Genomic DNA, 13535 nt, shown 5'->3' with positions numbered 1-13535 from the left:
CAGCGTGTGCCGCGAACCTATCTCAACGGATCGACGGGGAAAACTCCTAAACTGTCCATTCTACTGGTCAGTCCAGCAGCGCCGGGTTACGTCTGTCTGAGACAAACCAACGGAGCATATGATGACTGACCTGACCCCCGTCACCTTCACCGCCACAGATTTGGATGCTCTTGCCGGGCACGAAGGGCGGGTGGCCGTTATTGTCACACCCGAAGGCAAGTTGGAGCAAAGCGCGCGTCGCGTGAACCGCCTAACCAAAGGGGCAATTCAACGGTTTGTCGACAGTGCTGCGTTCGAGAAGGTCAAAGCGGGGCAGGTTACGACCTTTGATTGGCCCGTTGGCCTAGCAGCAGAATCGCTCGACGTGATCTGCTTGGCGCGCAACCATTCCGTGGAAGATGCACGCAAGGCTGGTGCGGCCCTCGGGAAATTGCGCGGTGGCAAGGCTGCGCTGCTGGCTGCCGATGGTGCGCGGCGCGTCGCCGAGATCGTATTTGGACTGGTAATGCGTGATTACGACTTCTCGGCGCACAAGACCGATGCAGAGGCCAAGGACACCGGTGTGTCGATCATGTGCTCAAAACCGGAAGATGCCGAAGCAGCGGCCGGTCCGCTGATGGCAATTGCGGATGGCGCCTTCATGACGCGCGATCTGGTAAATGAGCCAGCCAACGTGCTGACGACGACAGAATTTGCAAATCGCCTGGCCGACATGAAAGACCTTGGGCTTGAGGTCGAGGTGTTGGAAGAGGCCGATCTGAAGCGACTGGGCATGCGTACGCTTTTGTCCGTGGGGCAGGGGTCTGACAGCCCGTCCAAGGTCGTGGTCATGCAGTGGAAGGGCGGGGGCAAGGACGACGCACCATTGGCGCTGGTCGGCAAGGGTGTCGTGTTCGATACTGGAGGCATCAGCCTGAAACCCGCAGCGGGCATGGAAGACATGACCATGGATATGGGCGGTGCCGGTGTCGTCGCGGGCACCATGCGCGCACTCGCCAAGCGCAAGGCCAAGGCCAATGTGGTCGGACTGGTCGGGTTGGTTGAAAACATGCCTTCCGGCAATGCGACCCGGCCCGGAGACGTCGTGACCTCGATGAAGGGGGACACCGTTGAGATCATCAACACGGATGCCGAGGGTCGTTTGGTGCTGTGTGATGTCATGTGGTACGCGCAAGAGCGCTTTGAACCTGCTGGCATGATTGACCTGGCAACGTTGACCGGTGCCATCATCATCGGTCTGGGACACGAGAACGCGGGTGTGTTTTCCAACAATGATGACTTCTGCAATACGTTCCTGAAGGCGGCGGACAAGGAGCAGGAGGGCGCATGGCGCATGCCGTTGGGCAAAGCTTATGACGATCTGCTCAAGTCGCGGATTGCGGATATGAAAAATATCGGTGGTCGGCCTGCAGGCTCCGTCACGGCGGCGCAATTCCTGCAACGCTTTGTCAAACCCGAAACGCCTTGGATTCATCTGGACATTGCGGGCGTGGCATCCGTCAAGTCAGCGACCGCGTTGGCACCCGCCGGTGCGACCGGCTGGGGGGTGATGGCATTGAGCCGCCTTGTGGCCGATGGTTACGAGACGGAGTGATATGGGGGCTGCCTATTTCTATCACCTGACTCGGCGACCGCTTGAGGACACGCTGATCATGCTTCTGGGAAAATCCTTGCAAGCGGGTTGGCGTGTAGCCGTGCGTGGGCCTGATGTTGCTCGGTTGGGGTGGCTGGATGAAAAGCTGTGGCTCGGAGTAGATGAAGGTTTTCTGCCGCACGGGATGGCCGGTGGCCCGCATGATGCCGATCAGCCAGTCTTGCTGACCACCGGACCAGCGGCCAATGGGGCGACCTGCGTGATGAGTATTGATGGAGCAGAGGTGACAGCCGATGAGGTGGCACAGCTTGATCGGGTCTGCGTCCTGTTCGACGGGAATGATCCTGCTGCGCTGGACGTGGCCCGGGCCCAGTGGAAGGCACTAAAGGACGCGGGCGCATCCGCACAGTATTGGTCCGAAGAAAGTGGCCGGTGGGAAAAGAAGGCCGAGACCTGAACATGGCCGGTTTTTTGACAAAAGCGTCGGGGCGGCCTAGCGGCTGAGCGTCATTTCTCCGCCCGCGATTTCGATGCGACCCCAGCGCTGTAGGTAGCCCATTCCGAGCAACGATTGATCAAGCGCACCGTCATTGACGACAGCAGGCACGTTGGTGTCTTCGTGCGGACCAATGGCCACCGTATCAAGGCGTACAGGCGCTGTGCGCACCTCACCATTGGCTGTGGCGGCGCGACCGAGGAAATTCAGATTTGCCGGATCCAATCCGGCCGCAGCGGCATCGGCACGGTTCAGCACGATATCTGTCGCGCCGGTATCGATGATGAAATCGGTGGACTGACCGTTGATGTCGAGGGTCAGGTAGTAATGCCCGTCAAAGCTGCGCGGGATGGTGATGGTGCCGCTGTCATCAAACCGGGTCTGATTGACGAGCAAATCGTCCTGAATATCGCCCCACAGCCCCACAACTGCAACCGCCCCGATAAAGATCAGAGCCCAGATCGCTGCCATCTGCATCGTCTGGCCCAGCTTGAGTTTCGAGGTCAGAAGAAACCCGCCCCCCAACACCAGCGCGAAGGTTCCAAGATAGATCAGTTGTGCAATGTTGTCGCCGCTCATGGGTCACATATAAGCCAAGTGTTGGGGTTTGTTAGCCCGGCATCAGGCCGAAATTACTGAGACCATCCAGCACGAATTGAACCGAAAGCGCGGCCAGCAACATGCCAAGAAGGCGCGTCACAACTGTGATCCCGGTCTTTCCCAGCGCGCGTTCGAGGATGCCGGACGCAAGAAAGAGCACAAGACAAACGCCCAATACGAGGGCGGTGATCGCCAGGACGAGCGCCAATCCCTCAACCCCCGGTTTCTGACCTGTCAGGAGGATGACTGATGCAATGGCACCGGGACCGGCGATCAGGGGGATTGCAAGGGGGAAGACCGACGGGTCGTCATGATCTTCGTCGTCAGCTTGATCTTCGCGGCGCTTGGTGCGCCGTTCGAACAGCATGTCGAGCGCGGTGAGAAACAACAGAACACCACCTGCGACCCGGAACGCAGGCATCGAGATACCGACAAAGCCCAGCACCGCCTCGCCAAACAGGGCGAAGACAATCAGGATGATCATGCCGATGCCGCAGGCTCGCACCGCTATCGCGCGGCGCTTGCGTTCGGGCACGCCTTGGGTCAGGGCCACGAAAAGCGGGGCAAGGCCGATGGGATCGATCACCACGAACATGGTCACGAAGGCGGTGATAAGGAAAGCGGTGTCTATCATGGTGTTTTCACATGGGGCGCCTTCGGCGCGTTTGATCCTTCTGGGATGAGGGGCGCCGCCCCTCACACTCCCCGTGGTATTTTCGGTCAGAAGAAAGAGTCAGGCTTTTTCCGCGGTTTCCAACTTCTCCAGATCTTGCATCCATAGGGCTTCGGCGCGATCGAGCGCGTCCATGACCTCGGCATACTTCTTTTGCCAGACCTCCATCTCTCTGATCTTGGCGTCTTCATAGAGGTCCGGATCAGCCAGTTTGTTGGCGAGCTTGTTCCGCATCTGGTTCAACTTTTCCACGCGCGCCTCGGATTTGCGCAGTTCGGAGCGCAGCGCGACGACAACTTCGCGGCTGGGCTTTTTGGCTTTCGGTGGTTCGGCCTTGGCCCCTTTTGCAGGTTTGCCATCGCTAAGCAGCAGCTTGCGGTACGCTTCGAGGTCGTCCTCAAACGGTTTGACCGTACCGTTGGACACCAGCCACAGCCTGTCCGCGACGAGTTTGAGCAGGTGCATGTCGTGGCTGACCAGGATGACGGCACCCGTGTAGTTCGTCAGGGCTTCCACCAAGGCTTCGCGGCTTTCGATGTCTAGGTGGTTGGTTGGTTCGTCGAGGATCAGCATGTGAGGCGCATCGAGCGTTGCCAACAGCAGAGACAAGCGTGCCTTTTGCCCGCCAGACAGCCGACCGACCAAGGTGTCGGCCTGTTCTGCCATCAGTCCGAAACCTGACAGCCGTGCGCGCCATTTCGCAGGGGATTCCGAGGGACGTTCACGGCGCAGGTGATCAAGCGGGGTTTCATCCACATGCAATTCGTCCACCTGGTGCTGCGCAAAGTACCCGATCCGCAGCTTGGACGATTTGGTCATCTTGCCAGACATGGACGGCAGGCGATCGCTGAGCAGCTTGGACAAGGTGGATTTGCCCTGACCATTCTTGCCCAGCAGCGCGATGCGGTCGTCCTGATCGATGCGCAGGTTTAGCTTGGACAGAACGGTGGTGTTGCCATAGCCGGTGCTGGAGCCATCGAGGTGGATAATGGGCGGCGACAGTTCCTCGGGGTTGGGGAAGTCGAACCGCTTCAGACCCGCTTCTTGCGGGGTTGTGATGGGTTGCATCTTGGACAATGCCTTGAGCCGCGATTGCGCTTGCCGGGCCTTGTCGGCCTTGTAGCGGAAGCGGTCGACATAGGATTGCAGGTGGGCGCGGCGGGCTTCCTGTTTCTTGGCCATCGCGGCGGCATTGGCCAACTTTTCGGCCCGTTGCCGCGCGAACTGGTCATAGGGGCCCTGGTAGTAGGTCAGCTTGCGGTCCTCGAGGTGCAGGATCGCGCTCACCGCCCGATTCAGCAAACCACGGTCGTGACTGATGATGACGACCGTGTGCGGGTACTTGGCAAGGTAGGATTCCAGCCACAGCGCCCCTTCGAGGTCGAGGTAGTTCGTTGGTTCATCGAGAAGCAGCAGGTCGGGTTGTGCAAAGAGCACCGCAGCCAGTGCCACGCGCATGCGCCAGCCCCCGGAGAAATCTGCGCAGGGCTTGAGCTGTTCGTCATCGTCAAAACCAAGACCCTTGAGGATCGTGGCGGCGCGCGCCTCGGCTGACCAAGCGTCGATATCGGCCAGGCGCGTCTGGATTTCGGCAATGCGTGTGGCGTCATCGGTGTCTTCGGCCAACAGGGCTGCGCGCTCCGTATCCGCCGCCAGAACTGTGTCGATCAGGGATGTGTCGGAGGCTGGAACTTCTTGTGCCACACCACCAATCCGCGCGCCGGAGGGCAGGGCGATATCGCCGGACTCCAAGGCCAACTCCCCCCGGATCAGGCGAAAGAGCGTGGTCTTGCCCGTGCCGTTGCGGCCCACGAGGCCAACCTTGTGTCCTTCGGGGATTACGGCGCTGGCACCCTCGAACAAAGGGCGTCCTGCAATGGCGTAGGTGATGTCTGATATTCGCAGCATGGCCGCGCTCTAGCAGAGGGGGCAGGGGCGTGCTAGCCCCTGCGGATGACCCGAACCCAACCACACCTTGCGACCCTTGTTTTGCTGACGGCGCTGAGCGTGCTGACGTTGAACATGTTCCTGCCCGCCTTGCCTGCCATGCGCGAGGCATTTGGCGTGTCCGAGGCGGTCATGGGGCGGTCGATCTCGCTTTACATGTTGGCGGCGGCGGTGCTGCAACTGCTGCTGGGTCCGCTGTCGGACAGGTTGGGGCGGCGGCCTGTCATTCTGGGGCTTCTGGTCCTTTATGCTGTGGCGTCCGTGCTGTGTCTTTTGACCCAGAACATTACGCTTTTTCTAATTGCGCGAACCGGTCAAGCCGTGGCGGTGGGTGGCGGTATTCTGGCCTCTGCCGTGGTGCGTGACATGTACGAGGGGCGTCTGGCGGCGGCGAAGTTGTCGTTGATTGCCTCGGCCATGGCGATTGCGCCGATGCTTGCCCCGATGGTGGGGGGGCTGTTGGAAACGGCATTTGGCTGGCGTTCGGTCTTTGTGACCTATGCGCTGCTTGGAACCGTGTTGCTGCTATGGTGCCTACGCGATCTGGGAGAGACGCACGCGCCCGGCCCGGGGCGCAGTATGCGGGTGGGCGCGTTGCTGCGTGAACGGTTGTTCTGGGCCTATGTTGGGGTGCAGGCGCTGGGGGTCGGCGCGTTCTACATGTTTTTGACGGGGGCACCTTTTGTTGCGGCAGATGTGTTTGGTCTGGAGCCTGCGCAGATCGGTATCGCGCTCGGATCGACAACTGCTGGCTTTATGTTCGGCGCCGGTTTGTCGGCGCGATTGGTTGAGCGGGTTGGACCAATGCGCCTGATCTTGATCGGGCGGACGTTGCCGATTTTGGCGCTGGGGGTGGCGATCATCTACTACATGAACGGGGGCGTTTTGGTGGTGCCGCTGTTCCTGAGCACTATTGTGGTCGGGATCGGCAACGGGTTGTCGCTGGCCAATGCGAATGCCGGTGCGTTGTCCGTTCGACCCGACCTTGCGGGTAGCGCATCGGGGTTCAGCGGAGCGGTCGCGTTGGGGCTTGGCGCGGTGCTGAGTTGGTTGACCACAGCCGTGTTGGGCGATGGCGCGACGCCCGAGGGCCTGCTCTTGTTGATGCTTTCGGCGCTTGCCCTGGCGTTGACAATGGCGGTCGCTGCCGCCGCTTGGGAGCCGGGCGAGACAGGGGTTTCCAAGCACAAAACCCCATGATACGGGGGCCCAGATTTTCGCGTCGGGACGGTCCCGGCTGCGGCTGACAGGAGACACCCATGGCCCTCGAGCGCACCTTTTCCATCATCAAACCCGATGCAACCCGCCGCAATCTGACAGGCGCAATCAACGCCAAGTTCGAAGAAGCTGGCCTGCGTGTCGTTGCGCAAAAGCGCATCCACCTGACAAAGGCGCAAGCGGGCGAGTTTTACAAGGTGCACGCCGAGCGTCCCTTCTATGACGAGCTGTGCGAATTTATGGCGTCGGCCCCGATCGTGGCACAGGTTCTGGAAGGCGAGGGCGCTATTGCCAAGAACCGCGAAGTGATGGGTGCCACCAACCCTGCCGATGCAGCCCCCGGTACCATCCGTGCCGAGTTTGCCGAGAGCGTTGGCGAGAACTCGGTTCACGGGTCGGACGCGCCTGAGACGGCTGCGGTTGAGATCGCGTATTTCTTCTCGGGTCTGGAGCTGGTCGGCTAAGCCACTGGCACATCCCGTGCAGAGACATGACACCGGCGTGCCCCATGGGCGCGCCGGTTTTCTTTTGTTGATCAAGGATTAATGGAGCGGTCGGGCAACGGTTATCATTTTTGCAGAGAGCAACATGAGGATCATTATTTAATGTTCTGTAATTAAACAGATTTACCATCTCATTTCATCGGTGCCCTTTGTACACCATGCGTACACCCCCTGTGCACCCCCCGTACACCGTCTTTGGGGTCACGAGAGATGCCGATACAACATGTTGCGCGGCCAAGACTGTTGTTGGTTCGGGTTAAGATCGCGTCACTGCACCGTGCGGTGGCAGGGGCACGGGTCAGGCTTTGGCGATGACGCCGATTTCGTTCAAGGTCCGCTCAAAATCGCTCAGCCCCTTGTCGAAGGCCTGGGCCTTGATCGCGTCAAAGCGTTTGCGCAGCGCTTTCTTCTCTTCGCCCTTGCAGTCGTTCCAAGGGCGGCCTTGCAACCCCATGACCAGCACGTAGTAGCCGATAAAATGGGGGCGCATGCCGGATCGCAACAGGCGGGCATATGCGTCATCCGCACCAAGCGTACGCAATGCGTCAGCATCTGGTATGCCAGCCTTCGCGCAGGCTGCGTCCATGGCAGGGCCAAGGTTGCGGATCGAAGAAACAGGATCACTCATGGCGCAAGATTAGCCGCAGCCCCGGGTGCTGTCACCTGCGATCAGATGCTGGCGTAGTCGGTAAAGTAGGGCGCTGGTTTTGTGTCCTTCTTGGACCCCTGTTTGGGGGGCTTGGGACGTTCTTTGCTCGACATTTTGACACCTCATACATTGAACACTCCGCGTTCGTGTGCGCGGTAAACACAGCCCAGCATGGAATTGTGCCACCGGGATGGTTCAAATGTGGCAATTATGTGGCGGGTTGCAGCGTGTACTGTGTGACTTGTGAATACGGGTGATCGGGCGTGCAGATCACGTTTGGAAAGTCGGGATGGTTGACCGCATCCGGCCACCCCTGAGGTTCCAGCGCAACGCCTGTCAGTGTTGCAATGTTTGCTTCAGGGATCGTGGGAAGGAAAGCTCCAGAATAGACCTGCAACCCCGGTTCGGTGCTGGCAATCTCAAGAACATACGAGGGTGTTGTCAGTGTTGCCATGGGGGCTGGCTGAGCCTTCGCCTGTTTGGCAACGCAGAAATTATGATCTGTGCCCGGGTCGATGGGCCGCGCGGTCCGGTGGTCAAATGGGGTATCCTCAACGGGCACAATGACGCCTGTTGGCAGATTGGCATGATCCGCGGGGAGGTAGTGCGAGGCGTGGATGTGGAGCGTATGTTCGGGCGTGACGCGCCAATAGGGGTGGTGCGCGATAGAAGCGGGTGTCGGGGCATCCGTTGTCATCGTGACCCGGAATGTCAGTGTGTTGTCGGCAACCTCGAACCAGACTTCGATATCGCGATTTCCCGGCAGACCGCCGTGACCGTCTGGCAGGTGATGGGTCAGTTGCAATGCGGTGCGGTCTTGTGCGGCGACTGTCCATATGGCCCGATCCAGCCCATCCGGTCCGCTGTGAAGCGCCGTGGTTCCGTTTTCGTTGCATGGCATCTGATGCGTCGTTTCGCCGACTGATACCTGTCCCCCGCGAACCCGGTTTGCTACTGGTCCCACGATGGTGCCGCCATAGGCATCGCGCAGCTCTTGGGACGTTGTATCATCTACGTCCAGAACAAGGTTTGGCCCATTGTCCAAACACAGGCTGCGCATGCGCGCCCCGTCGGGATCGAAGGTGGCAATCAGACGGTTGGAACGGATGGAGTATGTGGTGCTCATGCCTGCACAATGTCAAAGGGAGCAGTCAGGTGCAAACAGGCAATACGGGCTAGGCGGGATGCCGACGGACGTGTTTTTCTGCGTGACCGTGGCGCCGAGTGAGGCGCGTCTATCCCTCTGAATTATGTGGGTTTTCTTTGCCATCATAGCACGCAAAGGCGAGCTTGTTTCCGTCCAGATCGCGCACATAGGCCACATAGAATTTGTCACCGTAGCTTTCGGGGCGGAAGCCCGGTTTGCCTTCGTCAGAGCCACCGCCGCGCATGGCAGTCTCGTACAGCGTGTCGACATCGGACGCGGTTTTAACCCGGAAGGCCGTCATGGTTCCATTACCCGTGCTGGCAGGTCTGTCGTCAAATGGATAGCAGACAAAGAACCGGGGCACGGTTTCGTCATCCTTGTCACCCCATGATACCACCTGCGGGTCCTCAAAGCAGAGTGGAAGCCCCATGTGTTCAAAGAGCGGCGCATAAAATGCCCTGGCTTTGTCCAGATCATCGGTTCCAAGTGTCACATACCCGATCATTTCGAGGTTCCCCGTTGTCTGGCTCTTGGCGGTTGGAGCGGGTCACTTTGGCGCCGCACTTGCAGACAGAATGGCAAGGTGCACCGAGTGACGCAAATGTGCATTCGTCATGTTCCGGCAAACGTCCGCTGTGCGATGGGGTCCTTACTTTCGTTTTTCTGTGCGCAATGGCAGCTTGGAACTACAATCCAACCCGAGAGGCGGCATGCTGAAAACCATCGACCATGTGCAACTGGCCATGCCGCAAGGGGAGGAAGATGCGGCGCGCGCCTTCTATGCCGGTGTTCTGGGGCTCTCCGAAGTTTCGAAACCCGAGAGTCTTGCGAAACGCGGCGGCTGCTGGTTCCAGCGTGGTGGTGTCAAGGTGCACCTTGGCGTGATGCAGGACTTTCGTCCGGCCGCAAAGGCGCATCCTGCCTTTGTGGTTGATGATCTGTCCGAGATGCGGGGGCGGTGCGACGCGGCGGGTGTTGCCTGTGTTGACGACCAGCCACTGGAAGGGTTTGCGCGCACCTATGTCTTTGACCCATTTGGCAATCGGATCGAGTTGATGGAGCGTCTGTAAGCGCGGTCGTATCCCCGTGCCGCAGGTTTTGCAATCGCGCACTCTTGCCCCGTACCGCAATGCGGTGGCATGAGGTTCTGCAAGGGGGCCATCCATGACAGACACACCAATCTCGACCCACGATGCGGCGGCGGATGATCGCAACGATCACATCCTGATCTATGTGGATGGGCGCATTGTCCCGCGGGCGGAGGCTGTCGTGTCTGTCTACGACAGTGGCTTCATGTTGGGTGATGGGATCTGGGAAGGGTTGCGCCTGTATGATGGGCATATCCCGTTCCTTGATGATCATCTGGATCGGCTGTTCGAGGCGTCGGCGTATACCGAGATCGAGATTGGGCTGGGCCGCGAAGCGCTGAAGCAGGCCGTTTGGGATACGCTCGCTGCCAACGGGATGGAGACGGATGTGCATATCCGCCTGATGGTAACGCGGGGCCGCAAGGCCAAGCCGTTCCAGCACCCGCATCTGAGCCTGTGGGGGGCGACCATCGTCATCATTGCCGAGCATTCAAAGCCCGATGAGAGCGTGGTCGAGCGTGGCATTCGCCTCCATACCGTGCCGCATCACCGGGGGCTGCCGCTGACGCAGGATGCGAAACTCAACTCTCATTCCAAACTCAACTGTATCATCGCCCTGAATCATGCCGTACGGGCCGGAGCGGACGAGGCGTTGATGCTTGACCCGTTTGGCTTTGTGAACACCACCAATGCCTGCAACTTCTTTATCGTGAAGAAGGGCGAGGTTTGGACGTCGACCGGGGATTACTGCATGAACGGGATCACCCGGCAGAAGGTCATTGATCTGTGCCGGACCGAGGGCATCCCCGTCTTCGAGCGCAACTATTCTCTGGTGGACACCTATGCGGCGGACGAGGCGTTTCTGACAGGAACCTTCGGTGCGCAAACGCCCGTGTTCGAGATTGACGGTCGCGTCATTGGCGGCGGCAAGGCCGGCCCTGTGTTCCTGCGCCTACGCGCGGCCTACAAACGGTTGATTAAGGCCGAACGCTGACGACCATCCGTGCGATGGGTCAACTGCTAGAAAGCATCGTATTCAATCGGCGCATCCATGAAAATGACATCTTATGGCGTGTCGTGGATGTGCCGGTGTTCGCTGGGGTGATCAAAGTATTCCGCAATGGGTTCACCGCTGGGGCCTGAGGCATACAAAACGCCGACACTGTTTGTGTGGTCGAGGCCAGGACTTTGCCGCACGCCAAAGCGGGCTGCGGTGCTTCCGGGTGTTGAAATATCGGATTGGCTGTTTGGCTGGCTCGTAACGCCTGTACCGTGTTACGTGCGCCGGTGAACAAGCAGATCTGCGCCACCGGCAACGTTGGCCTTGCCTTGATCCTTGCTGCCTGTGTCGTGCGGCGTGTATTCCGGCCTTTGAGTGGAACTATTCCCTTTTGAACGCATGTGCGACGGACGAAGCGTTTTTGACAGGCTCCTTTGGTGCGCACACCACGGTGTTCCAGGCCGGTGGTTGTGCGGGTTGGTAGGCTCGATTTCCTTGAACTGCTGTGCGGAGCACAAGGCACTGATTGCCAGCCGACGTTGATCCGTTTGATGACGGAGAAGTCCCGCTTGATTTCGTGTCGGCGGAATTGTTCCGGTTGAAAACGACTGGCTTGTTACATCGCGACAGCACACGTTACCGTAAAAAGATACTCCGTGCCGAACATGCTGCCAGGTGCTGCGTATTGGGGGACATGAGAAGTTTCGAGGGTGTACTGGTGTATGTGCTCTTGGCCTTTCCCCTATTGCATTAAACGAAGCCGCGTTGATGCTGGTGTCCGGGATTTTTGAATGTGTGGAGTTGCGTTTCTAAGAGCTTGAGGTTTCAAGGTGTACAAGGCTTTGACGGTGAGTTTGACGAGAAGAGTTCGTGCTTTTCGGAAGATCAGTTTGGGGGTTTTCGCAGCCTTCGCGCTTTCGGCTTGCACGCAGGTTTGGGAAACGAACTACGATCAGAATCCCAGCGCAGAACAATCGAAAGGTTGGCGACTGAATGCTGTGTCGGTGGACGTACCGCGGACGCTGACCGTTACCGAAGCCAATACGTTCTCTGCAGAGGCAGATATCGTGTGGCGCGGTGAGCTGCCCGGTGACCGCTACGCACAGGTCGAACGCATTATGCGCGAGGCAATCGAAAAGGGAGCCGCGGGGTTGCGGAATCGGGGGCGTGCCGTCGATCTGCGCGTGACGGTGACCCGCTTTCACGCAGTGACGGATCGGACGCGGAGGCAGCTTTCGGCTGCGGGTGTGCACAACATCAACTTTGCCATTCAGGTCGTCGATGCGCGCAGCGGTGCGGTTCTGGCGGCGGAGCCGGACGTGTCGGCAGATCTTGTCGCCTTTAGCGGGCAGCAAGCTCTGGATGCAGAGGCGGCGGGGCAGACCCAGCGCGTTCGGATCGTGAACCATGTTGCAAATGTGATTGCCGGTTGGCTCGGGACAGGGCCGGATGTTCGGCAGACCTTTTCCCGCGTTGGTATTTGAGCGGCTCGTTTTTTCGGCAGCACCGACAGGTGCGCAAGACTTGTTTCGGCGGTATCGGGATGGTGCGGAAAACTCTCTAACTTGGGCTTCTTTGCTGCGCCCTTGTCGCATGCGGCTTCCCGCGTCCCGGACCGAATGCACGTGAAATACTTGCATTGGCAGAGGCGTTGAATGCAGAAGTGCTGGCTGTTCCCGTCGACGCCCGTGTTGCACGCATTGCTGGGTCAGAGGACTTCAGCGCGCGAAGCTGCTTTCCGAACAGCTTTCTGGCCCATGGCCGCATTGACGCGGAGTTGATTTATTCCGGCGATCTGTTGAACCTGACGATCTCAGAAAACGTCGATGATGGACTGTTTGAAACGGTTGGTGGACCCACCACGCTGACCGAGGTGCAGGTGGGTTTACGGTCGAATCGGAACTGACCGAGGTTCTGGTACAACGCGGTGAAACGACCGGCAGCATATTGGCTGGATGATCTTTTGGCAGAGCCGCGGTTTGACGTTGCTTTGCTCCCGGGGGATCAGATCACGGTCCGGCAGGACCGACGTGCCTTTACCGGGATCGGCGCGGTGAGCGGGCAGGCCCTTGTCGAGTTTCCGAAACCAACGATCAACCTGATTGAAACACTTGGCCTCGTCGGCGGCTTGGCACCGCAATCGGGCTATCCCAGCAGCGTGTTTGTCCTGGGCGAAGAGTCCCCGGAGAGGTAGCAACAGTTGGCAGGCGCGGCCTTTACCGGACAGCAGCAAGCCATCTATGCCTTTGATCTGACCCAACCATCTGACCTGTTCTTTGGCGGACGGTTCAACATCGGGGATGGTGACATTCTGTATGCGGTAGAGGCTCCGTACACCCAATTTCTGAAAGCGCTATCCGCTATCACTGGCGTTACAACACCGGTTACAGGCATCAGCAATGCGATCTGACTGACAGCGGAATCGGCGCGGCAGTTCTGACTACGCATTTTATTTTGGGGGAATTGGCTCCGGCGGTAGGGATCGAACCTACGACCAATTGATTAACAGCCAGGTATTCTGCAGCTAACCTATTGATATTTGGTGCATATGGGCGTGTTTGGCACATGGGTTCATGCATCCGAGGCGCCTTTCAAGCGGGACCCTGGTTCCTTGAACCTG

The 13535-nt window shown here is 59.1% G+C and carries 17 protein-coding genes and 1 pseudogene; 12 read left to right on the top strand and 6 right to left on the bottom strand.

Annotation, left to right across the window (positions count from 1 at the left end; genetic code table 11):
• Nucleotides 1–121 precede the first annotated feature (121 nt).
• Nucleotides 122–1594: a leucyl aminopeptidase gene (locus tag Q1A51_RS00655; protein WP_299605726.1), complete on the top strand. Its 1473-nt coding sequence runs from the start codon at nt 122–124 to the stop codon at nt 1592–1594.
• Between the two features lies 1 nt (nt 1595).
• Complete coding sequence (locus Q1A51_RS00650; RefSeq protein WP_299605723.1) at nt 1596–2051, top strand: DNA polymerase III subunit chi; 456 nt, start codon at nt 1596–1598, stop codon at nt 2049–2051.
• Between the two features lie 36 nt (nt 2052–2087).
• Here the strand turns inward: Q1A51_RS00650 and Q1A51_RS00645 are convergent, their stop codons facing one another.
• The 3 genes from Q1A51_RS00645 to Q1A51_RS00635 form a co-directional block, all read right to left on the bottom strand.
• Nucleotides 2088–2669 carry a TIGR02281 family clan AA aspartic protease gene (locus Q1A51_RS00645; protein WP_299605720.1) on the bottom strand — a complete coding sequence of 194 codons (582 nt, stop codon included), beginning with the start codon at nt 2667–2669 and terminating at the stop codon, nt 2088–2090.
• Nucleotides 2670–2700: 31 nt separating this feature from the next.
• Nucleotides 2701–3324, bottom strand: a complete 624-nt coding sequence (locus Q1A51_RS00640) for a MarC family protein (RefSeq protein WP_299605717.1) — start codon at nt 3322–3324, stop codon at nt 2701–2703.
• A 99-nt stretch (nt 3325–3423) separates the two neighbouring features.
• Nucleotides 3424–5271, bottom strand: coding sequence for an ABC-F family ATP-binding cassette domain-containing protein (locus tag Q1A51_RS00635; protein WP_299605715.1), 1848 nt, complete (start codon nt 5269–5271; stop codon nt 3424–3426).
• Between the two features lie 45 nt (nt 5272–5316).
• On the opposite strand from Q1A51_RS00635, the gene Q1A51_RS00630 reads away from it, so the two are divergent.
• Together Q1A51_RS00630 and ndk are read left to right on the top strand one after the other, a co-directional pair.
• Entirely contained in the window at nt 5317–6510 is a 1194-nt protein-coding gene (locus Q1A51_RS00630) for a multidrug effflux MFS transporter (RefSeq protein WP_299605714.1), read from the top strand.
• Between the two features lie 59 nt (nt 6511–6569).
• Nucleotides 6570–6992 (top strand): nucleoside-diphosphate kinase, encoded by a 423-nt coding sequence (gene ndk / locus Q1A51_RS00625; RefSeq protein WP_265020699.1) that lies wholly within the window; start codon nt 6570–6572, stop codon nt 6990–6992.
• Between the two features lie 337 nt (nt 6993–7329).
• Here ndk and Q1A51_RS00620 read toward each other — a convergent pair whose 3' ends face one another.
• The 3 genes from Q1A51_RS00620 to Q1A51_RS00610 all read right to left on the bottom strand — a co-directional run bounded on the left by Q1A51_RS00620 (nt 7330) and on the right by Q1A51_RS00610 (nt 9332).
• Complete coding sequence (locus tag Q1A51_RS00620) at nt 7330–7659, bottom strand: TfoX/Sxy family protein (RefSeq protein ID WP_299605711.1); 330 nt, start codon at nt 7657–7659, stop codon at nt 7330–7332.
• A 229-nt stretch (nt 7660–7888) separates the two neighbouring features.
• Complete coding sequence (locus Q1A51_RS00615; protein WP_299605708.1) at nt 7889–8806, bottom strand: aldose epimerase family protein; 918 nt, start codon at nt 8804–8806, stop codon at nt 7889–7891.
• A 109-nt stretch (nt 8807–8915) separates the two neighbouring features.
• On the bottom strand, nt 8916–9332 hold the full coding sequence (locus Q1A51_RS00610; RefSeq protein ID WP_299605706.1) for a VOC family protein: 417 nt from the start codon (nt 9330–9332) through the stop codon (nt 8916–8918).
• 205 nt (nt 9333–9537) lie between these two features.
• Here Q1A51_RS00610 and Q1A51_RS00605 point away from each other — a divergent pair, with 205 nt between their 5' ends.
• The 8 genes and pseudogenes from Q1A51_RS00605 (at nt 9538) to Q1A51_RS00570 (ending at nt 13325) form a co-directional block, all read left to right on the top strand.
• Nucleotides 9538–9897, top strand: coding sequence for a VOC family protein (locus tag Q1A51_RS00605; RefSeq protein WP_299605703.1), 360 nt, complete (start codon nt 9538–9540; stop codon nt 9895–9897).
• Between the two features lie 94 nt (nt 9898–9991).
• Nucleotides 9992–10909, top strand: a complete 918-nt coding sequence (locus tag Q1A51_RS00600) for an aminotransferase class IV (RefSeq protein ID WP_299605700.1) — start codon at nt 9992–9994, stop codon at nt 10907–10909.
• A 14-nt stretch (nt 10910–10923) separates the two neighbouring features.
• Complete coding sequence (locus tag Q1A51_RS00595) at nt 10924–11058, top strand: hypothetical protein (protein ID WP_299605698.1); 135 nt, start codon at nt 10924–10926, stop codon at nt 11056–11058.
• Nucleotides 11059–11258: 200 nt separating this feature from the next.
• Nucleotides 11259–11369, top strand: a pseudogene (locus tag Q1A51_RS00590) (aminotransferase class IV); the annotation flags it as partial.
• 436 nt (nt 11370–11805) lie between these two features.
• Entirely contained in the window at nt 11806–12399 is a 594-nt protein-coding gene (locus tag Q1A51_RS00585) for a DUF6778 family protein (protein WP_299605695.1), read from the top strand.
• Nucleotides 12400–12554: 155 nt separating this feature from the next.
• A complete protein-coding gene (locus Q1A51_RS00580; protein ID WP_299605692.1) occupies nt 12555–12821 on the top strand; it encodes a hypothetical protein in 267 nt (88 codons plus the stop codon).
• A gap of 21 nt (nt 12822–12842) precedes the next feature.
• Nucleotides 12843–13109 carry a hypothetical protein gene (locus Q1A51_RS00575; protein WP_299605690.1) on the top strand — a complete coding sequence of 89 codons (267 nt, stop codon included), beginning with the start codon at nt 12843–12845 and terminating at the stop codon, nt 13107–13109.
• A 6-nt stretch (nt 13110–13115) separates the two neighbouring features.
• Nucleotides 13116–13325 carry a hypothetical protein gene (locus Q1A51_RS00570; RefSeq protein WP_299605687.1) on the top strand — a complete coding sequence of 70 codons (210 nt, stop codon included), beginning with the start codon at nt 13116–13118 and terminating at the stop codon, nt 13323–13325.
• Nucleotides 13326–13535 lie beyond the last annotated feature (210 nt).

The sequence above is a fragment of the uncultured Tateyamaria sp. genome (genome assembly GCF_947496075.1).
Classification (GTDB): domain Bacteria; phylum Pseudomonadota; class Alphaproteobacteria; order Rhodobacterales; family Rhodobacteraceae; genus Tateyamaria.
This window is presented reverse-complemented; position numbering and strand designations above follow the sequence as displayed.